The organism is Lentzea tibetensis (assembly GCF_007845675.1).
Classification (GTDB): Bacteria; Actinomycetota; Actinomycetes; order Mycobacteriales; family Pseudonocardiaceae; genus Lentzea; species Lentzea tibetensis.
Genome location: NZ_VOBR01000004.1, coordinates 29685 through 54115, shown reverse-complemented (window position 1 = coordinate 54115; position 24431 = coordinate 29685). Strand labels below are relative to the sequence as shown.

25 protein-coding genes and 1 tRNA gene are annotated in these 24431 nt (G+C 68.8%); 11 read left to right on the top strand and 15 right to left on the bottom strand.

Annotation, left to right across the window (positions count from 1 at the left end; genetic code table 11):
* Positions 1-31: 31 nt before the first annotated feature.
* Genes FKR81_RS06605 through FKR81_RS06595 form a run of 3 tightly spaced genes read right to left on the bottom strand, consistent with a single transcriptional unit; the run spans position 32 to position 4534 of the window.
* A complete protein-coding gene (locus tag FKR81_RS06605) occupies positions 32-1309 on the bottom strand; it encodes an alginate O-acetyltransferase AlgX-related protein (RefSeq protein WP_146350049.1) in 1278 nt (425 codons plus the stop codon).
* Entirely contained in the window at positions 1306-3429 is a 2124-nt protein-coding gene (locus FKR81_RS06600; protein ID WP_146350048.1) for a glycosyltransferase family 4 protein, read from the bottom strand. The genes FKR81_RS06605 and FKR81_RS06600 overlap by 4 nt, the downstream gene beginning before the upstream one ends.
* Positions 3422-4534, bottom strand: coding sequence for a flagellar basal body-associated FliL family protein (locus FKR81_RS06595; protein WP_146350047.1), 1113 nt, complete (start codon positions 4532-4534; stop codon positions 3422-3424). Before FKR81_RS06595 ends, FKR81_RS06600 begins: the two co-directional genes overlap by 8 nt.
* Before the next feature lie 126 nt (positions 4535-4660).
* Between FKR81_RS06595 and msrA the strand changes: the two genes are divergently transcribed.
* The 3 genes from msrA (at position 4661) to FKR81_RS06580 (ending at position 7501) form a co-directional block, all read left to right on the top strand.
* Positions 4661-5329 (top strand): peptide-methionine (S)-S-oxide reductase MsrA, encoded by a 669-nt coding sequence (gene msrA / locus FKR81_RS06590; protein WP_146350046.1) that lies wholly within the window; start codon positions 4661-4663, stop codon positions 5327-5329.
* Between the two features lie 154 nt (positions 5330-5483).
* Complete coding sequence (locus FKR81_RS06585) at positions 5484-7160, top strand: hypothetical protein (protein ID WP_146350045.1); 1677 nt, start codon at positions 5484-5486, stop codon at positions 7158-7160.
* 47 nt (positions 7161-7207) lie between these two features.
* Entirely contained in the window at positions 7208-7501 is a 294-nt protein-coding gene (locus tag FKR81_RS06580; RefSeq protein ID WP_146350044.1) for a YiaA/YiaB family inner membrane protein, read from the top strand.
* On the opposite strand, the gene FKR81_RS06575 is transcribed toward FKR81_RS06580, so the two are convergent.
* The 5 genes from FKR81_RS06575 to FKR81_RS06555 form a co-directional block, all read right to left on the bottom strand.
* On the bottom strand, positions 7502-7861 hold the full coding sequence (locus tag FKR81_RS06575) for a hypothetical protein (protein WP_146350043.1): 360 nt from the start codon (positions 7859-7861) through the stop codon (positions 7502-7504).
* Positions 7862-7926: 65 nt separating this feature from the next.
* Positions 7927-8289: a septal ring lytic transglycosylase RlpA family protein gene (locus FKR81_RS06570; RefSeq protein ID WP_146350042.1), complete on the bottom strand. Its 363-nt coding sequence runs from the start codon at positions 8287-8289 to the stop codon at positions 7927-7929.
* 45 nt (positions 8290-8334) lie between these two features.
* On the bottom strand, positions 8335-8733 hold the full coding sequence (locus FKR81_RS06565; protein WP_146350041.1) for a contact-dependent growth inhibition system immunity protein: 399 nt from the start codon (positions 8731-8733) through the stop codon (positions 8335-8337).
* Between the two features lie 28 nt (positions 8734-8761).
* Complete coding sequence (locus FKR81_RS06560) at positions 8762-9457, bottom strand: hypothetical protein (protein WP_146350040.1); 696 nt, start codon at positions 9455-9457, stop codon at positions 8762-8764.
* Positions 9444-12227: a BTAD domain-containing putative transcriptional regulator gene (locus FKR81_RS06555; protein WP_146350039.1), complete on the bottom strand. Its 2784-nt coding sequence runs from the start codon at positions 12225-12227 to the stop codon at positions 9444-9446. The genes FKR81_RS06560 and FKR81_RS06555 overlap by 14 nt, the downstream gene beginning before the upstream one ends.
* Positions 12228-12542: 315 nt before the next feature.
* Between FKR81_RS06555 and FKR81_RS06550 the strand changes: the two genes are divergently transcribed.
* Entirely contained in the window at positions 12543-13328 is a 786-nt protein-coding gene (locus tag FKR81_RS06550) for a cytochrome P450 (RefSeq protein ID WP_186762812.1), read from the top strand.
* Here the strand turns inward: FKR81_RS06550 and FKR81_RS06545 are convergent.
* The 3 genes from FKR81_RS06545 to FKR81_RS06535 form a co-directional block, all read right to left on the bottom strand.
* Positions 13303-13728: an OsmC family peroxiredoxin gene (locus tag FKR81_RS06545; RefSeq protein ID WP_146350037.1), complete on the bottom strand. Its 426-nt coding sequence runs from the start codon at positions 13726-13728 to the stop codon at positions 13303-13305. The genes FKR81_RS06550 and FKR81_RS06545 overlap by 26 nt on opposite strands.
* Before the next feature lie 141 nt (positions 13729-13869).
* Positions 13870-13945: transfer RNA gene (locus tag FKR81_RS06540), tRNA-Gly, on the bottom strand.
* Between the two features lie 38 nt (positions 13946-13983).
* Positions 13984-14382 (bottom strand): DUF7674 family protein, encoded by a 399-nt coding sequence (locus tag FKR81_RS06535; protein ID WP_146350036.1) that lies wholly within the window; start codon positions 14380-14382, stop codon positions 13984-13986.
* 175 nt (positions 14383-14557) lie between these two features.
* Between FKR81_RS06535 and FKR81_RS06530 the strand changes: the two genes are divergently transcribed.
* From FKR81_RS06530 to FKR81_RS06520, 3 genes are all read left to right on the top strand, one after another.
* Complete coding sequence (locus FKR81_RS06530; RefSeq protein WP_146350379.1) at positions 14558-15862, top strand: sigma-70 family RNA polymerase sigma factor; 1305 nt, start codon at positions 14558-14560, stop codon at positions 15860-15862.
* A 75-nt stretch (positions 15863-15937) separates the two neighbouring features.
* Positions 15938-16375 (top strand): DUF983 domain-containing protein, encoded by a 438-nt coding sequence (locus FKR81_RS06525; protein WP_146350035.1) that lies wholly within the window; start codon positions 15938-15940, stop codon positions 16373-16375.
* 15 nt (positions 16376-16390) lie between these two features.
* Positions 16391-17254, top strand: a complete 864-nt coding sequence (locus FKR81_RS06520) for an Fpg/Nei family DNA glycosylase (RefSeq protein ID WP_146350034.1) — start codon at positions 16391-16393, stop codon at positions 17252-17254.
* Here FKR81_RS06520 and FKR81_RS06515 read toward each other — a convergent pair.
* Genes FKR81_RS06515 through FKR81_RS06505 form a run of 3 tightly spaced genes read right to left on the bottom strand, consistent with a single transcriptional unit; the run spans position 17247 to position 19925 of the window.
* Positions 17247-17825 (bottom strand): LutC/YkgG family protein, encoded by a 579-nt coding sequence (locus FKR81_RS06515; protein ID WP_146350033.1) that lies wholly within the window; start codon positions 17823-17825, stop codon positions 17247-17249. The genes FKR81_RS06520 and FKR81_RS06515 overlap by 8 nt on opposite strands.
* Positions 17818-19236, bottom strand: coding sequence for a LutB/LldF family L-lactate oxidation iron-sulfur protein (locus tag FKR81_RS06510; protein WP_146350032.1), 1419 nt, complete (start codon positions 19234-19236; stop codon positions 17818-17820). Before FKR81_RS06510 ends, FKR81_RS06515 begins: the two co-directional genes overlap by 8 nt.
* Positions 19218-19925, bottom strand: a complete 708-nt coding sequence (locus FKR81_RS06505) for a (Fe-S)-binding protein (protein WP_146350378.1) — start codon at positions 19923-19925, stop codon at positions 19218-19220. The genes FKR81_RS06510 and FKR81_RS06505 overlap by 19 nt, the downstream gene beginning before the upstream one ends.
* Before the next feature lie 111 nt (positions 19926-20036).
* Here FKR81_RS06505 and FKR81_RS06500 point away from each other — a divergent pair, with 111 nt between their 5' ends.
* Complete coding sequence (locus FKR81_RS06500) at positions 20037-21299, top strand: sensor histidine kinase (RefSeq protein ID WP_146350031.1); 1263 nt, start codon at positions 20037-20039, stop codon at positions 21297-21299.
* A 655-nt stretch (positions 21300-21954) separates the two neighbouring features.
* Here FKR81_RS06500 and FKR81_RS43360 read toward each other — a convergent pair.
* On the bottom strand, positions 21955-22122 hold the full coding sequence (locus FKR81_RS43360) for a hypothetical protein (RefSeq protein ID WP_186762810.1): 168 nt from the start codon (positions 22120-22122) through the stop codon (positions 21955-21957).
* A 94-nt stretch (positions 22123-22216) separates the two neighbouring features.
* On the opposite strand from FKR81_RS43360, the gene FKR81_RS06495 reads away from it, so the two are divergent.
* The 3 genes from FKR81_RS06495 to FKR81_RS06485 all read left to right on the top strand — a co-directional run bounded on the left by FKR81_RS06495 (position 22217) and on the right by FKR81_RS06485 (position 24431).
* Entirely contained in the window at positions 22217-23083 is an 867-nt protein-coding gene (locus tag FKR81_RS06495) for a S49 family peptidase (protein ID WP_146350030.1), read from the top strand.
* Between the two features lie 62 nt (positions 23084-23145).
* A complete protein-coding gene (locus FKR81_RS06490) occupies positions 23146-24006 on the top strand; it encodes a LytR/AlgR family response regulator transcription factor (protein ID WP_146350029.1) in 861 nt (286 codons plus the stop codon).
* Positions 24003-24431, top strand: coding sequence for a hypothetical protein (locus FKR81_RS06485; protein WP_186762809.1), 429 nt, complete (start codon positions 24003-24005; stop codon positions 24429-24431). Before FKR81_RS06490 ends, FKR81_RS06485 begins: the two co-directional genes overlap by 4 nt.

The following is a 24431-nucleotide window of genomic DNA, read 5'->3' as shown; positions in this document are numbered from 1 at the left end:
CCAGGAGTCTATGGCAGGCGCGCGCGGCGGATCAGCGGATCGGGCGAGCCTTCAACTGATCGACGACGGTCCGCTGGATGTCCGGCTGGGTGAGCGTGAACTTGCCGGACATGAGCGTGCGCTCGGCGACCTCGACCACCACGGTCGTGTTCTCCGCCATCACCTGACCTGCGACTTTGCCGCCATCCTTGAAGGCCTCGCCGTGGTGGCCGATGGTGATGTCGCCGAACGTCCCCGACAGGTAGCGCAGCGTGCGGATGGTGAACGAGTCACCCAGCAGGCCGACGCTGAACCCGTACGTGCCGGGCCCGGACGCCGAGTCGAAGTGCAGCGGCTTGGTCTTGAAGTCGATCGGCACGTCGCGGTTCGTCGTGTCGCGCTTGCCGTCCGGGAGGATCGCGTAGCGGCGGCCCGTGGTGACACCGGAGCGGCCGATCAGCACCGGCAGGTCGGCGTTCTGCTCCCACGTCTCGCCGGGGTTCACGACCCACGGCTTGCTGATGCCCTTGCGGAACCGCTCGGCGAGCTGGCGCGACACGATCACGCCCGCCTCCTCGCCCCAGTGCGCGTCGAGCGGCCCGTACACCGGCTCGCCCAGCATGCGGCCCCAGCTGTGCAGTTCGTCGCGGACGTCGACGACGTAGTCCTCGGCGGACACCGCCTGCCAGAACTCCTCGGCGCCCTTGCGCTGGCAGTCCTTGCCGTCCATGTTGTCCGGCAGGTTCTCCGGGTAGAGCGTCGCCTTGTCGGGTGCGACGACCACGGCGAACCGGCGTCCGGACGCCTCGACCTCGTCGCGCAGCTTGCGCAGCTGCCCGACGGTCTCCTTGATCGGCCGCGACGGCGAGCAGTGGCTGGCCAGCTCGTCGCCGAGGTACAGCCAGCCGTTCTTGCCTTCGACGACAGGCGGGAAGTTGATCACCGGCCGGGGCGGTGGGGTCTCGGTCTTGTCGATCGGGCCCGCGTTGTTGCGCTGCACGGCAGGCTGCTCGCCGAAGATGCCGCGGCTCGTCAGGTCGTTGAGGTGCACGGCCTGCTCGCGCAGCGCGAGGTGGTCGGTGGCCCACGGGTTGAGCTGGGTGAGGAACCCCCAGCCCTGCAGGATGCCGGGGAACGGGGTGAGCGCGCGGTTCTCGAACGCGCCTGGCCGGACGCCGAAGACGAACGCGACCGACGGCAGCAGGAAGAACACCACGGCAGCGATCAGCGCGAGCCGTTGCGTCGTGCCGTGCCTCGGCCGGTAGAGCGGGTGCTCCCGCGGGAGCCAGGACTCCTGCGCGGGTGGCAGCTTCTGCTTCATCGCGGTCATCGATCCCCCCGCACGACCCTACGCACCCGGTGGGCAGCCCGGCGTGCGATCGACGCGGGAACCGGCTGACGAGTGCGCCACACCTCGTGCGCCTGGTGGAGCTGCTCGGCGATCCACTGCCCGGCCGCCTCGACGGATCGCGTCTCGAGCAGGTGTTCACGCGCCGCGCGGCCGCGTTTGCGCGCCTCGTCCGGGTCGTCCGCGATCTCGCGCATCGCCCGCGCGGCGGCGTCGAGGTCGGGGTCCGCCCAGCGCGCTTCCGGCTGGTAGGGCGGCCAGCCTTCGCCGACGTCGACCATCGTGAACGGGATGGGCCAGCCGGTCTTGTCGTCGACGAACTCCGGCGTGCTGGAGTAGTCCGTCGAGATCACGGCCATGCCGCGGATCATCGCCTCGGCGACGGTCAGGCCGAAGCCCTCGCTGCGGTGCAGCGACACGTACGCGGTGCTGGTCGCGTAGAGGTCGTGCAGCTCCTGGACGGTGAGGTAGCGCTCGATCAGGGTGATCCGCTTGTCGTTCAGCGCCTGGAGGCGCAGTCGTTCGGCCGCGGACGTGTGCAGGTGCGAGTTGGTCGACTTGATGACCAGCTCGACGTCGTCGCGATCAGGGAACGCCTTGTGGAACGCCTCGACCAGGCCGTACGGGTTCTTGCGGCCCGCGGTGCTGTTGTGGTCGAAGGCGAAGAGGAACCTGGTTCTGCCGGCCCTGAGTTCTGGCTCGCCGGGATCCGGGACGGGCACCGGGAACGTCTTGACCGGGATCGGCGAGTGCTTCGCGATGGCGTCGCGGGTGAAGTCGCTGACCGCCCACACCTCGTCGACCAGCCCGAAACCGCTGTGCATGCTCGCCGGGAAGTCTTCGAGCTCCCACGCCCACAGGCCGATCCGGTACCGCTCGTGGCCGACCTCGGGATGCGCTTCGAGCAGCGCGCGGGTCGAGTCGCCGTTGACCGTGATCAGGCTGATCGGGAAGCGCGGTGCGCCAACGGAGTCCGGCTCGTCCAGCGCGGTGCGGACGGTGTTCGCGATCGAGTGCTCCTCGACCACCGAGACGTGCGGGACGCCCGCGGCCTCGATCGCGCGCAGCGCCACCCGGCCCATCTCGCCGATGCCCAGCTCGGCCGTGTGGAAGCCGGCGACGTTGACGCCGAACTCGTTCTGGGGTGGTTGCGGGGCCGTGGGTTCGGTCGGCAGCGCCCACTCGGGTACGCCTTCGCGGACGCCCCACTCGCGGCACCAGTCGCGGAAGCCGGGTTCCTGCAGCGGGCGCGGGAAGGCCCTCTGCAGGTCTGGGCGCGCGTCCCAGATGGCCATGAGCAGGCGGTTGAGGCCCGCGTTGCGCTGGGTCGGCGTGTCCGGCTCGGACAGCCAGGCGTTGAGGTCCTGCGGGAGGTTCTGCTCCGCCCCGAACAGCGTGCGCATCGGTTCCGTGATCGGCGTTCCGTCCACAAGGGACGCGAAGCCGTAAGTGATCTCCTCGTAACCGTTGGCGAGCAACAGTTCCCGGTACTCGTCCGCGATTTCGCGGAGCTCCGCGCGTTCGGAGAGCAGCACGTCTGCGTGGTCTGCGGTGAGCATCCACGGCGTGGCCGGGTCGTAGCCGGGGAACTGGATCAGGCTGGCGTTCGCGAGGTCGCGCTCGTGCAGGTTCCAGTGGGCGAGTGCGAAGCCGGGATCGCGCAGCACGGTGTGCTCGAACGCGCCCTTCTGCGGCCAGAAGTCCAGGCACGCCTTGGCATCACGGCCGACCGCGACCACGACGTCGTCGACGAACTCCGTGTCGCCCGGCCGCGGGGTGAGGACCTTCGCGATGAGCGTCAGCCCCGTCCCGAAGGTCGGAAACGGTGCCAGCACAAGGCTTTCCGGCGCGAGCCGGATGACGACGTCGTGCTCGTCGAGCAGTCGGCGGATTACGTGCGGCGCCACCGCGTCGGCGAGCTCACCGGGCGTGAGTGACAGCGCGAGGTGACGGAAGTCCTCGATGCCGAGGTCGTCGTCGCCGTCCAGCACGAGGGTCGTGAACGTGTGACCTGGGTGGTGCCTGACGTACGACGCGGCCAGCACCCGCGCTGCGGGTAGCTGGCCGCGTGTCGCCACCGTGCAGGCGGCCACGTCAGGCATCGACGGACAATGCCTCGATCTGAGCCGCGATGAGCTCCTCGAAGACCTTGTTCATCTCGGTCGCGTCCTTGCCGACGACCTGCACACGGGCAACGGTGTTCTTGTGCACGTAATGTGCGCGGATGTTGCCCTTCTTGTCCGCGGCGGGCGCCAGCGTCTGGCACAGCACGCTCGTCGGGCAGGTGCCGCTGTAGTTCTGCAGACCGAACTTCGTCTGCGCGGCGACCAGGTCCTCAACCGCCTTCTTGGCGGCCTCGGGACTGGCCATCTCGACCGTGATGATCTGGACGCTGATGTCGTTCGGCAGCTTCGCCGACGCCAGCCGCGCCTTGGTCGGGGTGCCCGCCTCGTACGCGGCGTTCTCCTCGTTGGCGAGGAGCTTGCCCTCCACCAGATCGGTCCACGCCTTGATCGACGACGGGTCCTTCTTGCCGCCGGGGATCTCGGCGATCTCGAGATCGTCCTTCGGCTTCGTCGTGGTCGTCGTCGGCGCGGACTGGCTGGTGCTCTGCCCGACCGGCGGGTTGTCCTTCTTGCTACCGGACGCGAACCACCAGATGCCGCCACCGATCAACGCCAGCACCAGCACGACGCCGATGATCGCGAAGATCTTGCCCTTGCCACCGCCCTTCTCGTCGAACACCTCGGGCCCCTGCGCGATCCACGCGGGGCTCGGGTCCGAGATGGGCGTGAAGCCGTCGCCACCACCCCACGGAGGGGCGGTCTGCGGCGGGGTGCTCTGCCAGCCACCCTGCTGAGGCGGCATCTGCTGCGCCGGAATAGGCCCGCTCACCGGCCGGACGTACTGCGTCCGGTCCGCGTCGGCGGGACGCTGCCCGCTCACCACCTGCGTGGCGTCGGGGTTGGACTGCTGTGGTTGACCGGAGCTCACGACCTGAGTCGCGTCCGGATTCGGGCTCTGCTGCTGAGGCGGCGTCGCGTCCCACTTGAAGGGCGGAGCGAACGGGCCCTGCTGCTGAGGCTGGGGGGCCGCTGCGGACGAAGCGGCCAGCACCTCATCACGGCGCCGACGGTAGTCGTCAGCCGAGATCCGGCCCGAGGCCAGCTCCAGGTCCAGCTTCTGCAGCTCGTCTTGCCAGGTCACCCCTGGCACCCCCTTCCAGGTGTCAGTAAAGACGCCGACATTGTGCCCAAGTCCACGTTTGCCATCGCGCGGGCCTCTCAAGTCGTGACCTGGTTGTGGCGCGAAGCACCCCCGTACATTGGTGACATGGCGTGGTTCGGTCGTGACAAAACCTCGATGATCAAATCAGCCGATGCCCTGCCAGGGCGCGCCTCGGCTGTCCCGGTACCCCAGTTCCACGCGGTCTTCCCCGATCGTCCCCTACAGCCTCCGTTCCCGCACGGGCTGCGCACGGCCGTGGTCGCGATGGGCTGCTTCTGGGGCGCTGAGCGGCTGTTCTGGCAGACGCCAGGGGTGTTCAGCACCGCTGTCGGTTATGCGGGCGGGTACACGCCCAACCCCTCCTACGAGGAAGTCTGCTCCGGGCTGACCGGGCACACCGAGGCCGTTCTCGTGGTGTTCAACCCCACCGAGCTGCCGTTCCAGGAGCTCCTGCGGGTGTTCTGGCAGGGGCACGACCCGACGCAGGGGATGCGTCAGGGTGCGGACATCGGGAGCCAGTACCGGTCCGCGATCTACTGGGGTGATGAGGGGCAGCGGGTGACCGCGCTCGCCTCCGCCGAGGTCTATCAGCACGCCCTGGACGCGTCCGGGCACGGGAAGATCACCACGGAGATCGCCGCTCTGGATGAGTTCTACTACGCCGAGGAAGATCACCAGCAGTACCTGTCCGATGCCAAGAACCCGTACGGGTACTGCGGGCTCGGTGGCACCGGCGTTTCCTGCCCCGTGGGCCTGAACACAGCCCGGTCCTGATTGCCGAGGTAAGCCCGTTCTACCGGGGTAGGGTGCGCCTGAGTCGAGCGGAAGGGCCCAGGACGTGGGGGGATTCACGATCCCGGAGACGACTGTTTCCAGTGAGCAGCCGTCCCGAGGTCGACCGGCAAGAGTCGCCAAAGCATTCGGGCGATTGTTCTCCCGCGAGGCGACGTGGGTCGTCTTCGTCGGCTTCGCGCTTTCCGGTCTGTTCAACCTCCCGCTGGTCCTCCACCCCAAGTCGATGATCGCGAACGACCTCGGCGACCCGTTGTTGCAGACGTGGGAAATGGCGTGGCACCGGAACCTGTTCGCCACGGGCGACTTCTGGACCGCCAACATCTTCTTCCCGTCGACGGACAACTTCGCGTTCACCGACTCGCTGCTCGGCTACCTGCCGCTGGCGCTGATCGGCGGCGACGGCCAGTACGACGCGGTGTTCCGCTACAACATCGCGTACGTGACGGCGTTCGCGTTGGCGTTCGTCGGCGCGTACCTGCTGGTCAAGCAGCTGGGCGGCAACTGGCAGGCGGCCACCGTCGCCGGTGTCGTCTTCGCGTGGGCGCCGTGGCGGCTGACGCACGGCAGCCACCTCAACATTCTTTCCACGGGCGGTATCGCGCTCGCGCTCTACGCGCTGGCGAAAGGCCACGGCTATTCGCTCAGGCACGGGCTCAAAGACGAGCCGAAGCCGTGGTGGATCCTCGCCGGCTGGTTGATCGCGGCCTGGCAGATCACCATCGGGTTCGCGACGGGCATTCCGTTCGCCTACCTGATGGGCGTGGTCGGTATCGCGATCGTCGTGACCATCATCAAGAGGTGGCGTCAGGTCACCGCCAAGCTCATCGTGTTCAACGGTGTCGGCGTCGCGATTTTCCTGCTCGTCACGCTCGCGATGCTGATCCCGTACTTCCGGGTCGTCGAGCAGTACGGCTTCACGCGTGAGTGGAAAGAGGTCCAGGTCTTCTCGCCGCCGTTGCGCGGGCTCTGGACGGCCCACTACGACACGTGGTTGTGGCTGGAGACCGGGTTCAACCGGCTGGACCTCCTGCCGCAGGACGGCGTCGCCGAGATGATGTTGTTCCCCGGACTCGCCGTCACGATCCTCGCGATCACCGGCCTGTTCGTGAGCAGCTGGCCGGTCCGCACCCGGATCTGGCTGGGCGTCGCGACGCTCGTGATGACGATCCTCTGCCTCGGCGCATCGGTGCTCGACGGCGCCTACACGTACCGCCCGCTGTGGGAACACCTGCCCGGATTCGACGCGATCCGCACGCCCGGCCGGCTCGTCCTGTGGGTGATCCTGCTGCTGGTGGTGCTGGCCGCGGGCGCGGTCACGCGGTTCGGTGAGCTGATGGTCGACCGCACGCAGGTGTCGCTGCGGCTGATCCCGATGTTCCTGTTCGTGCCGGTGCTCGCGGTCCTGCTGGAAGGCATCCCGGCGCGCACCTACGTGTCGCCGCTCGGCATCCCGCCGGATCTCCAGCAGGTGTTCGCGCAGGGCCGTGACCCCATGCTGATCCTGCCGATCGACGAGTTCACGGAGTACAAGTACCTGCTGTGGTCGACGGACGGTTTCCCGAAGATCGCCAACGGCACCTCGGGCAACTACCCGCAGGCGTACAACGACATCCTCGCCGAGACCCAGTTCTTCCCTGACGAGAGCAGCGTCGCGGTGCTCCGCAAGTACGGCATCCGCACGGTCGTCCTGATGAAGGTCGACGCGCTGAAGTCCCCTTACGCGGCGGCGCTAATCCACCCGCTGAACGGGCTCCCGATCACGAAGCAGGAGCTCAACGACGTCGTGGTGTTCACGATTGCCGCTGAGTGAGTAGCTGTACTCATGACAGACCGGGTGTGACGCAGGACTCTCGGATCATGACTAATTCGACGACTCACACGCCCACCACGCCCGCGTTCTTCGCGCAGGCGGTCATCTCGTTCGCGCTGTCCCTGAGCTCCGTCGCCATCGGGGTCACGTTCCTGCCCGTGAACGGCTGGGTGCGCGCGTTCCTCGGCCTCGGCCTGCTCTACACGGTCACGTCGGCGTTCACGCTCGCCAAGGTGATCCGCGACCGGCAGGAGGAGGGCTACATATCCAGCCGCGTCGACAGAGCGCGCCTCGACAAGATCCTCACCGAGCACGACCCGTTCAAGATCGACGCCGTCTAGCTAGCAGAAGATCAGCCCGCACCGCTTCGTCGTGGTCGTCGTGGTGGGTGTGGGCGGGTTGGTCGTGGTCGTCGGCTTGGGCTGAGTCATCGTCGTCACGACCGTTGTCGTCGTCGTGGTGGTGGTCGTGGTGCTGGAGGACGACGAGGCCGAGGTCGAGCTGGAGAGCGACACCGGCGGCAGGGTCGAGGGCGTGTTGATCAGCGAGACGGTCATCGTCGGCTTCTGCCGGGAGATCGTCACGTCGACTGATCCGTCGCCTTCGGCCGAGGACAGGAACTGGGGCCCGGCGACGTTGAGGAGCGCGGCCAGGGCGGCGCCGATGAGAGCACCCATCGCCAGCCGCCCTGGTCCGCTCATACCCACGAGCACCCGGATTGCCTATCTCGTTCACTCGATCGGGTCAAGCGGAACGCATGAATTGGTTAACTAACGACAGTGACCGTGACGTTTACGACGCCCTGGGACAGCGGTGCCAGCGCCTTGAAACCGCGCGGCGTGAGGTCGATGCAGCGGCCGGCCACGTACGGGCCGCGGTCGTTGATCCGCACGGTCACGGACTTGCCGTTCGACCGGTTGGTGACCTTGACCTTCGTGTTGAAGCGCAGCGTCTTGTGCGCCGCGGTGAGCGCGTTGGGGTTGAACCGCTCGCCGGACGCCGTGGTGCCGCCGCCGCTGTAGTACGACGCCTTGCACGTCTCGGCCGAGGCCGTGGGCGCGGACACGATCTGGGTGGCGGCGATGGAGGCCAGCACGAGGCCGGCAGCCGCGAACATCTTGGAGGACATGCCCTCATCAGGACAGCAGGCGGTAAAGGGGCGCCTAACGTGCGGTTATCCGGGGAACTGCTCGGCCGTGATGATCACCGTCTCCTCGGTGCCCCACGGCAGGTCGCGCAACGAGTCCAGCACCGCGGACACCCGGTCCCGCAGCTGGACGTGGTCCTCCCAGAACGACACGTCCACCCGGAGCAGGCTCGTGAGCAGGTCACCGCAGAACAGGTTCGCCTGGACCAGCGGGTCCTCCTCGACGTGCTCCAGCGCCAGCGGCACGGTGAACTCCAGCCCGACGTGCTGGATGACCAGCAGCCTCAGGTCCTCCCTGTTCAGCTCCCGCACGGGGATGTGCCGCAACTGGCACAGCTCCGCGTAGAGAGCGGTCGCCTCCTGGCCGGGCCTGCGCCAGCGGTCGCCCACGAGCTGCGCGAGCGTGAGCTGCCGGTCGAAGTCCACCCGGCCATCGTCCCCGACGCGGCGGGCCTCAGCGCGCGGAATGCGGCAACGGTTCGGCGTTCGGCCACTGCCAGCCCACCCGGATCAGCACGGCGTCACCGTCGATGCGGACGTGGCTCGCCAGCCCCCACACGGTCGCGGCCAGCAACACCGACGACAACGCCTCACCCCCGCGCAGCAGAGCCAAGTCGTCCGACTCCGCCACCAGCGACAGCACCACGCCGTTGCCCTTGGACACCGGCACCAGCGACGCGCCCTCGGCCTGCGCGGCCTGCAGCAGCCACGTCAGCGCCGAGATCGGCACCTCCTGGTCGGAGAACGTGCGCGCGTCGGACCGGCGCAGCGAGACCGCGGCGGCCGAGGCCACCTCGTTGGAGAACGGGTCCAGCTCCCAGCGCGGGAACACCGTCGCCAGGTGATCGCCCTTCGGCTTGCGGTGCACGCGGCACGACCAGCCGAGCGCGGACAGCCCGATGCGGACGTGGTGCAGCGCCGCGCCGCACGCGATCAGCGCGACCGGGTCCATCCGCGTGGTCAGCAGCTCCAGCCGGTCGGCGCCGATGCGCCAGCGGGCGGGCGGCACCGCGTCGAACGTCGGCGCGCGGGACGCGAGCTTGAGTACTTCCTCGACGGTCTCGGCGTCCGGCATCCGCACGGTGGTCGCGTCCATGTCGCGCATGGTCGCCCAGCGCGGCTGCGCGCGGGTTGCGTCACGACTGCGCACGTGCCACCACCTGCGCGGTCGTCATCGCGTTGCCCCGCGCGAACGCCGCGTCGTAGGCCTCGCCGAGCGCCTGCTTCGCGAGCATCACGCACTGCTCGTGCGGCGCCGCGAAGTTGGCGGAGCCGAACAGCGGAAGACCGACCGACTGCCACACCCGGTCCGCCCCGCCCAGCAGCACCGCGGCCTGCTCGGCGGCACCGGTCAGCACCGCGAGCAGCGCCAGCAGCTCGACGGACACCGCGATGCCCAGCAGGTCGTCGTACCGCGCCTTGATGCGCAACGACTCCAGCGCGAGCTCCCGCGCGTTCACCACGTCACCGCGCGCCGTCGCGACGAACGCCAGCACGTAGAGCGCGTACGCCAGCGCCCACTGCTCGCCGTTCTCCTCGCACTCGGCGCGTGCGTCGACGCACAGCTGCTCCGCGCGGTCGAGCTCGCCGCTGAAGGCGACGGTGATCGCGAGAGCGACTCGCGACATGATCACGTTGCTGTTCAAGTGCCCCAGCTCCATGTGCCTCGTGTAGGCCTGTTCCAGCAGCTTCGCGCCGGTGTCCAGGTCGTCGTCGAACACGGCGGCGGCGCCGAGCACGTACAGGCCGTAGGCGAGCGCGCTGTCGTCACCGAGCAGCGTCGCCTCGTCGTTGCACTCGCGGACCAGGCTCGCCACGGCGGCGGTGTTGCCCTGCAACGTCGCCACGTACCCGTTGACCCACAAGGCTTTGCAGCGGGCCTCGCTCGGCGCGGTCTCGAGCGACAGTGCCCAGTTCAACCAGTGCCTGCCCTCGGCGAGCCTGCCGCAGCCGACCCAGTAGAACCACAGCGTCCCGGCGAGCCGGATCCCCAGCTCGGTCTCACCGGGCGTGGTGAGCGAGAACTCCAGCGCCGCGCGGATGTTGCCCTGCTCCACGGCCATCCGGCCGACCGTCGCGGCCTGCCGCTCGCTGAACCAGTCCCGCTCGCCCTCCTCGGCGATGTCGAGGTACCAGTCGCGGTGGCGCCTGCGCAGCTGCCGCTCGTCGCCCTCCTCGCGGAGCTTGGACTGCCCGTACTGGCGGACGGTCTCCAACAGCCGGTACCGCGCGATGCCTTCGCGTTCCTCGCGCACCAGCACGGACTTGTCGACCAGCCCGTCGACGGCGTCGAACACGACGTCCATGTCGAGCTGCCCGTCCGCGCACACCGCCTCGGCCGCTTCGAGGTCGAAGCTGCCGGCGAACACCGAAGCCCGGTGCCACAGCAGCTGTTCGCGCGGCGAGCACAGGTCGTAGCTCCAGTCCATGGTCGCCAGCAGCGTCTGGTGCTGCGGCAACGCCGACCGCCCGCCGTCCCCGAGCATCCGGAACCGATCGTCCAACCTGGACAGGAGCTGGGCGGGCGTCAGCGTCCGCACGCGCAACGCGGCCAGCTCGATCGCCAGCGGGATGCCGTCCAGCCTGCGGCACAGGTCCGCGACCGCGCCCTCGTTCTCCGGGGTGATCGAGAACGTGCCGGGAACAGCGGCGTCCGCGCGGTGCGCGAACAGCGTCGACGCCGGGTGCGGCACGGACATCGGCGCCACCGCCAGCACCTGCTCGCCGTACACGCGCAACGGTCTTCGGCTCGTCGCGACGATCTTCAAGCCGGGCGCCGAGCGCAGCAGGGTGTCCGCGAGGATCGCGCAGTGGTCGACGACGTGCTCGCAGTTGTCCAGCACCAGCAACGTCTCCCGGTGCTTCAGGTACTCGGTGAGCACCGCGAGCTGGCCGCGCCCGGTCTGGTCGACGACCTGCAGCGCCTCGGCGACCGTGTGCGGTACCAGCGCCCGGTCCCGCAACGCGGCCAGCTCGACGACCCACACGCCGTCGGTGAACTCCTGTCGCTGCGCCACGTGCAGCGCGAGCCTGGTCTTGCCGACTCCGCCGACCCCGGTCAGCGTCACCATCCGGTGCTCGGCCATCAGCTTCATCACGTCCTCGGCCTCCGGCCGGTCGACGAAGCTGGTGACGTCGGCCGGCAGGTTGCCGGTGATCCGCACCGACGCCCCGGCCGCCTCGAGCGTGGGATCGTTGCGCAGCATCGCGGCTTCCAGCGACCGCAGCGCGGTGCCCGGCTCGATGCCGAGCTGGCCGACCAGCGTCGAACGGGCCCGCTGGAACGCGGCGAGCGCGTCCGCCTGCCTGCCGCACCGGTAGAGCGCGAGCATGAACAGCTCCCACAGCCGTTCGCGGAACGGGTGGCGCTCCACCAGCGAGCCGAGCTCGCCGACCGCCGCCGCGTGCCTGCCGAGCCGGAGATCCGCGAACATCAGGTCCTCGACGACGTCCAGCCGCAGCTCGGCCAGCCGTGCGGACTCGTGCCGCACCCAGTCGCTCGGACGGCAGTCGGCCAGTGGATCCCCGGTCCACAGTCCGAGCGCTTCGCGCAACGTCTCCGCTGCCTGGTCCGGGTCTGTCGCGGCACGCCCTTCGGTGGCCAGCTTCGCGAACCGCACCGCGTCGACGGCGTCCGCCTGCGCGTGCAGCACGTAGCCCGGATCGCGCGTCGTGATCAGTTCCTCGAGTCCCGCGTCACGCATCTCCCTGCGCAGATGCGCGAGGAGGCTGTGCAGGGTTTTCGTCGCCGTCACGGGCGCGTTGTCCGACCAGAGTGCATCGATGAGCGCGGAACGCTGAACAGTTTCTCCTGGTCGGATCGCCAGGCGGGCGACAAGCGTTCGTTGTCCTGCCCCTTTGAGTGGTACGACTCCGTTCGGACCGGTCAGTTCGAGTGGTCCGAGTAGTCGAATGATCAATTGTTGTCCTGTTCGTCAGGCCCCCGACGAAAAGGATGGGTCACGGGACAAGATAGCCCGATGGAGTTCGAACCCACGATCGGTGCGTACGTCGTGAGCAGGTACGACCACCTGCGTTCGGTGCTCGGGGCGCCGGAGACCTTCTCATCTCGACACATGGCGGGCCCGCAGCTCGCCGCTCTGGCGGCATCATTGCCGCTGGAGCAGCAACGATTACTTGCATTGATGTCTTCACTAAACAGTGCGGACGGCTTCGACCACACGAGAATTCGTCGTGTGGCGAATCAGAAATTCACTCCAATGGTTGTGCGCCGGATGGCTGAAGGAATTCGCGCGAAGGTGCGGAAAGCGCTTGCTGAGTTGGATCACGAGATCGACTTCGTCAGCGGCTTCGCGGCACCGCTCGCGCTGAGCGTCATCGCGGACGTCCTCGAGGTTCCGGACGCCGACCGCGAGCTGTTCCGCTCGTTCGTCCAGCCCGTGCTCGACCTGACCAACGGCGAGGAGGTCACCCCCGAGGTGCTGGGCGCCTACTTCGCGGGCATGACCGAGTTCGCCGCGTACTTCGGCCGCACCCAGCTGTTCACGGAGCTGCCCGAGCGGGACCGGCTCGCGCTGTGCCTGGCGCTCGTCGTCGCGGGCACCGACTCGACCACGAACCTGCTGTCGAGCCTCGTGCTGCGGCTGGGCGAGGGGGCCGCACCGGTCGAGGGGTTCGTGGAGGAGGTGATCCGGCTGGAGTCGCCGTTCCGCGGCTTCTTCCGCACCGCGACGACCGACACGGCGGTCGGCGGCGTGCGGGTGGCGGAGGGGGAGCACCTGTTCCTGGACTTCGCCGCGGGCAACCGCGACACGTCGGTGTTCGACGAGGTGCTCGACCCCCAACGGCCGCCGGTGCCGCCACACCTCGGGTTCGGGTACGGCACGCACTACTGCCTCGGCGCGCAGCTGGCCCGCACCGAGGCGCGGGTCGTGGTCGAGGAGGTGCTCGGCCACGGCGTCGAGCTGGTCGACGCCGCGGCCGCTGTGCGCTACCGCAGGCACCTGATCAGTCACGGGCCCGCGGAGCTGATGGTCAGGCCAGCGAAGCGTCCAGGGTGATCTTCACGCCGGCCAGCGCCTGGCTGACCGGGCAGTTCTCCTTGGCGACCTCCGCGGCTTCGGCGAACGCCTCGGCGCTCAGGCCGGGCACGACGCCGCGGACCGTCAGGTGGCTGCCTGTGATGCCGGTGCCCGGCACGAACGTCACCTCGGCGGTGGTGTCCAGTGACTGCGGAGGCGTGCCGGCCTTCGTCAGGCCGTTGGAGAACGCCATGTTGTAGCAGGACGAGTGCGCCGCGGCGATGAGCTCCTCAGGGCTGGTCTTCCCGTTCGGCTCCTCCGTGCGGGCGGGCCAGCTGACCGGGTAGGTGCCGATGCCGGACGACTCCAGCGCGACCTGTCCCTGGCCCTCGAAGAGGCTGCCTTCCCAGTGTGCGGTTGCCTTGCGCGTGGCTGCCATGGTCTCCAGTCCTATCGGCTCAGCTCGAAGACGGACCAGAACACCTTTGCACGCAACCGGCGATCGATCATCCCCAGAGGACCGTGAACACCCGGAAAACGATGAAAGCCCCGCGCTCACCAGGAGCGTGGGGCCTTCATGTGGAGCGGATGACGAGACTCGAACTCGCGACCCTCACCTTGGCAAGGTGATGCGCTACCAACTGCGCTACATCCGCGTGCACCTCATCGGTACGGGAAGAACTATACCAAGGGTTCAGACAGCGTCCCGACCGGGGGGCTGGATCCCGGCGAGAAGTCGATCTACCTCGGTCAACCGCTCGGCGTCCCAGCGCCACTCCCAGAGAGCGCGCACCTTGGGGAGAACGTCGACCGGCAGCCACGGCGCGACCTCGTCGCGGAGCGCCCAGTCGTCGAAGACGTGCTCGTAGAAGCTGACGAGCGCGGCGTGCTCCAGGAACTGCTCCGGCTGGTGGAAGCACCAGTGCGCGAACTCGTACGCCCGGCGCAGCACGTCGTCGTTGCCCTCGCGGTGCGCTTCCATCGCCAGCTGAGACAGTTCGGCGAGGAACACGTGGCACGACCACGACTCCTGTTCCAGGACATCACGAAGCTCCGGCACCAGTGCCTGAGCCCGTTCCCGCCAGTCGACCACGAGGCTGAAGATAGTCCGTGAGCAGGCAGATACCTCCCTCCTGACGCCCACCTGTAATCGTCTCGTCACCGGATGCGTTCCATCGATCAGCCCACGACGATCGGATGGTCTTCGCTGTCGACTGGGGTGCACGCAGTGGGCAGGCCAGCCGCGTTGTGGCAAGTTGACATGCGTGATGGTCGACGAGAACGAGGTCGACCGGGATCTGCTCGCCCGAGTGCGCGACGGCGACGACTCGGCGTACGGCGAGCTGTTCTCCCGGCACGCGGACGCTGTCCGCCGTTTCTCGCTTCGCCACGTTCGCGAAGCCGCGGAGGCCGACGACCTCACCGCCGAGGCGTTCTTCCGGATGCTGCAGGCGATTCGCCGAGGTAGCGGCCCCACCGACCACGTGCGCACGTACCTGCTGACGGTCGCGCGCCGCGTCGCGTGGGAGTGGAGCGGCAGACGCCGCGACGTGCCCGTCGAGGACGAGGAGCTGTCGCGCCGCGTCGAGCCGGTCGCGGACAACGCCGCCCGCCGCGCCGAGCACAGCCTGATCACCCGCGCGTTCACCAGCCTCCCCGAGCGCTGGCGCGCGGTCCTGTGGCGCGTCGAGGTCGAGGGCGAGCGCCCGGCCACGGTCGCGCCGTACTTCGGTCTCTCCCCGAACGCGATGTCCGCGCTCGCCCGCCGGGCGCGTGAAGGCCTGCGCGCGGCGTACCTCCAGGCGCACCTCGCCGACGACGGCGGACGGTCGTCCTGCGCGTCGGTGCGGGCCAAACTCGGCACGTTCACCGCGGGCGGTGTGCAGGGCGTCGAGTCGCGGCGCATCGAGGCGCACCTCCAGGGGTGCGCGGGCTGCACGTCGCTGCACGCGGAGCTCAACGAGGTCTGCTCCGCGCTGCGTGCGCACGCGGGGCTGCTCGCGATGCCCGCCGCACTCGGTGCGGCCACCGCCCTCGCCGCGAAAGGCACGCTGGTCGTCGGCACGGGCTCACTGGCACTGGGCCGGGTCAAGCTCGCGTTCGCCGCGGCCGGTGTGGCCACGATCGGCCTGTTCGGCGTGATGGCGGGCGTGTTCGGCCACGGCCAGGGGCCCGACGTCGTGCACCCGGACCAGAACACCGTGCTCGCGATCTCGACCGTCCCCTCCGAGTCTGGGAAGGGCACCACCAGCGGTGACCACACCCAGCAGGTGGCCGACGAGCAGGTCGACGTCGCACCGCCCGTGCAGCAGGCGGTCGTACCGCCCGGCGGCGTGAAGCCGGTCAAGACGTCGTCACCGTCCGTGAAGCCTCCGCCGCCCGCGAAGAAGGACGACCCCGTGTCGTCCGATCCGCCCGTGGAACGCGCGTTGCCGACGACCACGACGCCGAGCACCATCCGCGCGCTGGACACGCCGTCGTCGGCGCCTCCGGTGACGACCACCGACGACCCCGGCCCGACCACGACGACGACGTTCACCCTTTACCCCACGCGACGACTCACGCCGACGTAGTTCACCCACCGGGCTCATTGCCCAGGCGGTACCGTTGTCCCACGCAGGGTCACGAGCGTGGGAGACGGGTTTTCTATGACGCGGCTGGTGCGCGGTGCCGACGGGCGGATGTGGACGGTTCACAGCCGGGTCGAGTGGCGCAACCCGGAGACTTCGGACGACTTCGAGCACGACGTCAGCGGTGGTGTGCTGCCCGGCGTCATGATGGCGGGCCTCCTGCTGATCATGGCCGTGGTGCTGATCGCGTGGACGCCGTCGCAGGTCGTCATCCCCGGCTGGCTGATCATGGCGTTGATCTTCCTGTTCCTGTTCTTCCCGGTGCGCTGGGCGGTCCGCCGTCCGCACACGCTGGTCGCGGAGAGCAAGGCGACCGCGGACGACCTGCCGCCGGAGCGCTGGACCGGCACGGTCCGCGGCCCGCTCGCGGTGCGCCAGGAGGCGTCGCGCGTCGCCAGGACCATCGAGATGCACTCGCTGCCGGACGTCGACGGCGTGCTGCAACCGGTCGACTGATGTGACACTGGTGGGGTGCCCGAGCTACCCGAGGTAGAAGCACTCGCCCACCACCTGCGCGAGCACGCGGTCGGCCGGACCGTGCACCGCGTCGACGTCGCGTCGCTGCAGGTGCTGAAGACCTTCAACCCGCCGTGGACCGCGCTGCACGGGCGCGAGGTCACCGGTGCGTCCCGGCACGGCAAGCACCTCGACCTGGACTGTTCCGGGTTGCACCTGGTCATCCACCTCGCCCGCGCGGGCTGGCTGCGCTGGGCGGACACGATGTCCGCGCCGCCGCCCAAGCAGGGCAGGGGCCCGCTGGCGCTGCGCGTGCACCTCGGCCCACCCGGACAGGGGCCGGGATTCGACCTCACCGAGGCCGGCACCAAGAAGGGCCTCGCGGCGTGGATCGTCGAGTCGCCGTCCGAGGTGCCCGGCGTGGCGCGGCTGGGGCCGGACGTGCTGTCGCTGAGCCGTTCCTCGCTGGAGGAGCTGCTGGCCGGTCGGACCGAGCGGCTGAAGACGGCGCTGACCGACCAGTCGCTGATGGCGGGCGTCGGCAACGCCTACTCCGACGAGATCATGCACACCGCGCGCCTCTCGCCGTACGCGACGGCCGGGAAGCTCGACGCGGACGCGCTGGACCGCCTGCACTCGGCGATGCACTCGGTGCTGACCGACGCGGTCGCGCGGTCCGTCGGACAGGACGCCGCGCGACTCAAGGGTGAGAAGCGGTCCGGGCTGCGGGTGCACGCGCGCACCGGTCTGCCCTGTCCGGTGTGCGGCGACACGGTGCGCGAGGTTTCCTTCGCGGACAAGGCTTTCCAGTACTGCCCGACCTGTCAGACGAACGGCAAACCGCTCGCCGACCGCAGGCTGTCGCGCCTGCTCAAGTGATCAGGACCTCCAGCGTGCGGGGGCCGTGCACGCCCTCGACGCGGTTGAGCTCGATGTCGCTCGTCGCCGACGGGCCGCTGATGAACGTCAAGGGGCGCAACGGGTCCAGCCGTTCCAGCGCTTCCGGGACGGACGCCGCCACCTGGTCCGTCCGCACCACGCACACGTGGTAGTCCGGCAGCAGCGTGAGCGCGCGCCTGCCCTGGCCCGCGCCCGCGTCCAGCACGATCGTGCCGGTGTCCGCTATGGCCGCCGCGCAGTTCGTGAGCACGCCGTCCGCCTGGTCGAGGTCCTCCGTGGACAACGGCTCGGTCAGCCACTCGACGCCGTCGACCAGCCAGTCGGCAGGCAGGCCCGCCGGTGCCACGATTCGCTTGCCCACCAACAACTCCCGCAGCTTCGCTGGCACGTCCGACACCGCGTGGACGATCGCGCGGTAGTCGGCGACGCGCTCGGCGAACAGCTCTACGCCGCCCTCGCCGGTGCGGCGGTAGTCCCGTGGAGTGGGGCCTGCCGGTGCGACCTTGGCGGCGCGGATGCGGTTGAGGATCTCGGTGCGAGCATCAGCCACGGTTTTTCCTCCACCACTCCCTGAACGACTCGGCGGGTGGCGCTGGGACGTCGCGCGACGACGTCCACTTAGAGCCCGGCCACGGCAGGGACGTGATCTTTCCGTTCCTGGCCAGGAGGCGGGCCAGCGCACCCAGCTTCTGCGCCCGTTCGTAGCGCTTCGCGTCGCGGAACATCCACGCGGCAGCGGCCATGGCGACGGACTCAGGTGAGCGTCCCTTCGCGGTGACCGCCTCGGCGCGCAGGTGGGTCAGCACGCTGGGGATGTCGATGCGCACCGGGCAGACCTCGAAGCACGCGCCGCACAGCGACGACGCGTACGGCAGCGACGCGGCCTGCTTGTCGTGCATGTCGCCGACCAGCTGCGGCGTGAGGATCGCGCCGATCGGGCCGGGGTAGACGGAGCCGTACGACTGGCCGCCAGTCCGCTCGTACACCGGGCACACGTTCAGGCAGGCCGAGCAGCGGATGCAGCGCAGCGCCTGCCGTCCGACGGTGTCCTTCAAACTGGCGGTCCGGCCGTTGTCGAGCAGGATCAGGTGGAACTGCTGCGGGCCGTCGCCGGGCGTCACGCCGGTCCACACCGAGGTGTACGGGTTCATCCGCTCCGCGGTCGACGACCGGGGCAGGAGCTGCAGGAACACCTCGAGGTCCTGCCACGTCGGCACCAGCTTCTCGATGCCCATCACGGTGATCAGGGTGTCCGGCAGGGTCAGGCACATGCGGCCGTTGCCCTCGGACTCCAGCACCACGATCGAGCCCGTGTCCGCGACCGCGAAGTTGGCGCCGGACACCGCGACCTTGGTGGTGAGGAACTTCTGCCGCAGGTAGAGACGTGCGGCCTCGGCCAGGTCGGCGGGCTCGTCGCTGACGCTGATGCCCATCCGCCGCTGGAAGATCTCCCTGATCTCCGAGCGGTTGCGGTGGATCGCGGGGACCAGGATGTGCGACGGCCGGTCGTCGCCGAGCTGCACGATCAGCTCGGCGAGGTCCGTCTCGATCGCGTGCACGCCGCCCTCTTCGAGCGCCTCGTTCAGCCCGATCTCGGCGGTGGCCATCGACTTGACCTTGACGACCTCGGTGGCGTCGTTCTCGCGGCACAGCCGGAGGACGATCGCGTTGGCCTCCTCGGCGTCCCGCGCCCAGTGCACCGTGCCGCCCCGCGCGGTGACGGCCTCCTCCAGTTGGGGAAGGAGCACCTCCAGGCGCGACAACACGTCGTTCTTGATCGCCTCGCCGGACAGGCGCAGCGCCTCCCAGTCCGGCATCTCGGCGACCGCGGACGCGCGACGTGCGCGGATCGTGCCGGTGGCCTTGCGCAGGTTCTGGCGGAGCTGGGTGTCGGCGAGGGCCGTACGTGCCGCGTTGGGGAACGTGGGGCTGCCGAGCCAGGTCACGGGGTTGCGCGCCACGGGTCCTCCTCCGTCGAAGCCAGGATCTCGGCGAGGTGCACCGTGCGCACGCCCGCCTTGAGCCGGGACAGGCCGCCACCGATGTGCATGAGGCACGAGTTGTCGCCCGCGCTCAGCACCTCGGCGCCGGTGTCCAGCACGCAGCGCATCTTGTCCGCGAGCATCGCGGTCGACGTCTCGGCGTTCTTGATGGCGAACGTGCCGCCGAACCCGCAGCACGTCTCCGCGGCCGGAAGTTCCACCAGATCGAGTGCGCGAACTGCGCTCAGCAACTTCAGCGGCTTGTCCCCGACGCCCAACATGCGCAGTGAGTGACAAGTGGGGTGATAGGTGACCCGGTGGGGGAACCACGCGCCGACGTCCGTCACGCCCAGTACGTCCACGAGGAACTCGGACAGCTCGTGCGTCGGTACGGGTGACACCCCGAGGGTGGGGTACACCTCGCGCACCATGCCGGCGCACGACCCGGACGGCGCAACGACGTGGTCGAAGGATTCGAAGACCTCGGTGTACTGCCGTGCCAGCGGCACCGAATGAGACCGGTAGCCGGTGTTGAAGTGCATCTGGCCGCAGCACGTCTGCTCGAGGGGGAACGAGACCTCGCACCCGAGCCGTTCCAGCAGGCGAACCACGGCTTTCGCGGTCGACGGGTAGAACGTGTCGGTCAGGCACGTCGCGAAGAGAGCCACTTTCACGGGCACACACTCCACGTAAATTCATCCGATGTCTACCCGGATCGGTGGACCGACTGGGCGGACACCGGGCGCGCCTCTTGCCTACAGGGGTGTCGGCAGCACAGCATGGTGCGCGTGGGTGACCTGTTGACCGAGCGCGCTGTGCTCGGCGTCATCGCGACCTTGGCCGTTCTCGGCCTCTTCGTGATGCTGTGTCGAGCTCGCCGAGTCAGCACCTCGGTCGAGGACGCCGTGATGGACATGTTGCACCGCATGTCGAAGGCATCAGCCGACCTGAGAGAAGGCCTCACCCAGGAAGCCGCGGACAAGGCCACCCCCCACCTGCGCGAGATGCTGCGCTGCGTCGCGGTCGGCATCACCGACGCCGAGGGCACCGTGCTGTCGTGGGACGGCGGCGCCGCCGACCACTACGAATACCTCCGCGACACGATCACGCACGCCATCAGCCAGAACCGCAAAGAGCACGTCGAGCACCGCAAGCTCGGCTGCGAGCTGCAGGGCCCGTGCTCCCTGCACAGCGCCGTCGTCGTACCGCTGGTCGTCGAGGACGACGTGGCCGGCACGCTGATCGTGGTCAGCGGGGTCGCGTCCAAGCGGCAGATCCGCATGGCCGAGGAGACCGCGCGGTTCGTGTCGACCCAGTTGCAGCTCGAGCTGCTGCAGAAGTCGCGGCAGGCGTTGGCCCAGGCCGAGGTGCGTGCGTTGCGCGCGCAGATTTCGCCGCACTTCGTCTACAACGCGTTGAACACCATTTCGTCGTTGATCCGGACCGACCCCGCTCATGCTCGTGAGTTGTTGCAGGAGTTCGCCGAGTTCACCCGGTACTCGTTCCGGACGGACGGGTTGTTCACGACTTTGGCCGACGAGTTGACCAACATTCACCGGTACCTGGCCATTGAGCAGGCCCGGTACGGGTCTCGGTTGAACGTTCGGCTGCGGATTGCGCCTGAGGTGCTGCAGGTCGTTCTGCCGTTCCTGGTGTTGCAGCCGTTGGTCGAGAACGCTGTTCGGCACGGGTTGGCCAAGAAGCCCGGTGGTGGGATGTTGACCATCACCGCCGAGGACAACGGTAGTGAGGCGTTGATCAGCGTCGAGGACGATGGCGTTGGGATGGACCCCGATCGGTTGGATGACATCAAGGATGCTCATCAGACCGGGGCCCACGTGGGGATCGGGAACATCAACGACCGGATGCGGACTGTGTTCGGGGCCGAGTACGCGTTGGTGGTCGAGACTGCGCAGAACGCTGGGACCAAGGTTATCTTGAAGGTGCCCAAGTACTGTCGGAATGTTCGGCCCAATCTGAACCTGGTGCCTGTGCATGCCGATGAGCCTGTTACCAGTGAGCAGCCTGTTATTCGGGCTTGATTCTTTTGGTGGTGGGGCGAGGACCTCCCCACCCCCTGCCCTCCGGGAAAGTTTGTTCTGATCATTTGGCTGCCGGTTTGTGCTCGGGGGCCGCGCCCGGTTGGCAGTGCGGGGGTTGGCAGTGCGGCGGGCGCTCTTTTCTTTTGGCAACTGCCGGTTCCGCTGGGCTCCCTTGGTACCTGCCGGTTCTTGGGCGTGCTGGCTTCGCTTCGCACGCGGGGTGTCCGCCGCGCCGCAGAAATTGCAGGCTTCCGCACCCCGGTTTCGTGGCTGGCGTGCCTGCGCGGCCGGGGATTGTCGGTCCTGGCTGCGAGCATGGAATCGGGGGGTCTCACGCGCGGGGACGCCTGCGTGAGCGCGGCCTCGGGCGAACGCGATAGCGCTTGTCCCTGGGACATGGCCACAACACGCCCCACACGCGCCGCCGAAGTGACGTGATCCACGTTGTGGAACTCACGCTCAACCCGAGGCGCCCGCGTGCCGATGACCCCCGTTGACCGATGAACAGCCGGTGCTCAAGGGCCTGATGCCCCGCCGGCGTTGAACTAGGGGTTCGAAACAGTGCACGAACAACAAGCACCTGAACGCGTCCGCGTCTGCATCAAGTGCACCGCGAAGGGCTACTCCGGCTGCCGCTGCTGACAAAATCAGCAGGTCAGCGAGCTGCGACCGCCAGCGTGGTGATCAACACGACGGCGCACACGCTCCAGGTGACCCACATCCAGTAGATGTGCATCGGAGTCGGGCCGGCGGCGTTCTGCCTGCCGCGGTCGTCCCACCACTCGACGTACCGCTCGAGCCACCGGATCGGGTTGAACGTCACGGTGCCGATGCTAACCGCATGAGACGTGTTCCAAGTCACGTGGGAGACAACGTCGTCTCCCACGTGACCCCAGAACGCACGTACTGTCAAAGCCATGAGCGTGACGGACAAGATCGCGGCGCGGCTGCCGCGGATGGTCACCGACCGAGGCGAGCGGCCCCCGGTGGTTGCGGCTGTGCGGCTCCACGGGGTCATCACCCCGACGCCCACACCGGTGGCGCGCAACACGATCAGCATGCAGTCGATCGAGTCCGCGTTGAACCGGGCGTTCGACAACGAGCGGCTCATCGCCGTCGCGCTCCTCATCAACTCGCCCGGTGGTGCGCCCACCCAGTCTGCGCTGATCGCCGAGCGCATTCGTGAGCTCGCGACCAAGAAGCACGTGCCCGTGCTCGCGTTCTGCGAGGACCTCGCCGCGTCCGGTGGGTACTGGCTGGCGTGCGCTGGCGACGAGATCTACGCGCACGGCACGAGCATGGTCGGGTCGATCGGGGTCGTGAGCGCCGGGTTCGGGCTCAACGGGCTGCTCGAGAAGTACGGCGTCGAGCGGCGGGTGTACACGGCCGGGCAGAACAAGGTGCGGCTCGACCCGTTCCAGCCGGAGAAGGCTGATGACGTCGAGTGGCTCAAGGGGCTGCACTCGCAGCTGCACGACCAGTTCGTCGACTGGGTCAAGGAGCGGCGCGGCGCCAAGCTCAAGGGCGAGGACAGCGAGCTGTTCGAGGGCGAGGTGTGGACCGGGGCCAGGGCGTTGGAGCTCGGGCTGGTCGACGGGCTCGGCAGCATGCGCAGCGTCCTCGCGAAGCGGTTCCCGGACGCCGAGGTGTCCATCGCCGAGCCGCGCAAGTCGCTCATTCAGCGGCTCGGACTCAACGCGGCCGCCACCCGATCGGGCGACCTCGTCACGGATGTGTTGGTGGCCTTGGAAGAACGTGCTCGCTGGTCCCGATTCGGTTTGTGAGGATCACGGGCTCCGAACGACAGGTGGGGGAACGTAGACACAACCCCCTGTTGGTAGGCAAGATGCCCGACACAGTGAGTACCCAAGACAACGCCGGTCTCCTCGTCCTCGCTGTGGACGACGAGGCGCCGGGCCTGAACCTGATCAAGTTCACGCTGGAGAGCAGTCCGCACGTCAAGCGCGTCCTTACCGCGTTCGACGCGGCGGAGGCGCTGCGCATCCTGCGCGGCGGGGACGACGACGAGGTCATCGACCGGACCAACGCCGGTCTGCCACCCGTCGACGCGGTCTTCGCCGACATCAACATGCCCGGACTCACCGGCATGGACCTGGCGCGCGTGCTGAGCGCGTTCCGGCACCCGCCCGCGCTCGTGTTCGTCACGGGTGTCGAGGAGCGGGACGCGCTGGTCGCCGCGTTCGACGTCGGCGCGCTGGACTTCATCAACAAGCCGATCAACGACGAGCGCGTGCACAAGGCCGTCAAGCGCGTCTTCGAACGCGTGGCGCGCACCGGTGCGCCGATGTCCCAGCAGTCGTCGCTGTCCGCGTCGGTCGCGGCCGAGCCGCAGGACGAAGAGGTCATCCCCGTCGAGCTCGGCGGCACGATCAAGCTCGTGCCGCGCGCGTCCGTCCGGTACGTCGAGGCGCAGGGCGACTACGCGCGCCTGCACACCTCCGACGGCAGCCACCTCGTGCGCATCCCGCTCGCGCAGCTCGAGGAGCGCTGGGCCAACGCCGGGTTCGTGCGCATCCACCGGTCGTACCTCGTGGCGCTGCCGCTGGTCAGCGAGCTGCGCATGACGTCGAACGGCTACGCGGTCGTGATCGGCACCGGGCCGGACGCCAAGGAGCTGCCGGTGAGCCGCAGGCACACCAAGGAGCTCAAGGAACGGATCGTCCGCCCGCCCAAGAGCGGCTGGTGAGCAGGCACGACGCCGGCGCACCCGAGCCGGCCGCGCGGGACGAGTGGCTGGGCGAGTCCGCCCGCAAGCCGCGTCGCCGCCGCGTCGTGCTCGCCGACACCACCAAGTCCCGCGGCAAGGCCATGCGGACGCTCATCGAGCTGGAAGAGCAGACGAGCGTCGGCGAGAAGCTGGTCCGCGACCTGATCAAGCAGCAGCTGCGGTCCGCGTTCGGACTGGCGGGCATGGTCCTGCTGGGACTGTGCTTCCTGCCGTTCCTGTTCTTCGCCTTCCCCCAGATCGCCGACATCAAGTTGCTCGGCATCCACTTGCCCTGGCTGGTGCTCGGGCTCGCTCCGTTCCCGATCCTCTACGCGGTGGGCTGGGTCTTCCGCAGACAGGCGGAGCGGCACGAGCGCGACTTCGTGAACATGGTCGACCGTTGA

Excerpts from the sequence above, each read along its gene's own strand:
- FKR81_RS06605 (WP_146350049.1), bottom strand. The coding sequence starts at position 1,309 with ATGACCGCGATGAAGCAGAAGCTGCCACCCGCGCAGGAGTCCTGGCTC.
- FKR81_RS06600 (WP_146350048.1), bottom strand. The coding sequence starts at position 3,429 with ATGCCTGACGTGGCCGCCTGCACGGTGGCGACACGCGGCCAGCTACCC.
- msrA (WP_146350046.1), top strand. The coding sequence starts at position 4,661 with ATGGCGTGGTTCGGTCGTGACAAAACCTCGATGATCAAATCAGCCGAT.
- FKR81_RS06580 (WP_146350044.1), top strand. The coding sequence starts at position 7,208 with ATGACTAATTCGACGACTCACACGCCCACCACGCCCGCGTTCTTCGCG.
- FKR81_RS06575 (WP_146350043.1), bottom strand. The coding sequence starts at position 7,861 with ATGAGCGGACCAGGGCGGCTGGCGATGGGTGCTCTCATCGGCGCCGCC.
- FKR81_RS06570 (WP_146350042.1), bottom strand. The coding sequence starts at position 8,289 with ATGTCCTCCAAGATGTTCGCGGCTGCCGGCCTCGTGCTGGCCTCCATC.
- FKR81_RS06550 (WP_186762812.1), top strand. The coding sequence starts at position 12,543 with ATGGCTGAAGGAATTCGCGCGAAGGTGCGGAAAGCGCTTGCTGAGTTG.
- FKR81_RS06545 (WP_146350037.1), bottom strand. The coding sequence starts at position 13,728 with ATGGCAGCCACGCGCAAGGCAACCGCACACTGGGAAGGCAGCCTCTTC.
- FKR81_RS06530 (WP_146350379.1), top strand. The coding sequence starts at position 14,558 with ATGGTCGACGAGAACGAGGTCGACCGGGATCTGCTCGCCCGAGTGCGC.
- FKR81_RS06525 (WP_146350035.1), top strand. The coding sequence starts at position 15,938 with ATGACGCGGCTGGTGCGCGGTGCCGACGGGCGGATGTGGACGGTTCAC.
- FKR81_RS06500 (WP_146350031.1), top strand. The coding sequence starts at position 20,037 with ATGGTGCGCGTGGGTGACCTGTTGACCGAGCGCGCTGTGCTCGGCGTC.
- FKR81_RS06495 (WP_146350030.1), top strand. The coding sequence starts at position 22,217 with ATGAGCGTGACGGACAAGATCGCGGCGCGGCTGCCGCGGATGGTCACC.
- FKR81_RS06490 (WP_146350029.1), top strand. The coding sequence starts at position 23,146 with ATGCCCGACACAGTGAGTACCCAAGACAACGCCGGTCTCCTCGTCCTC.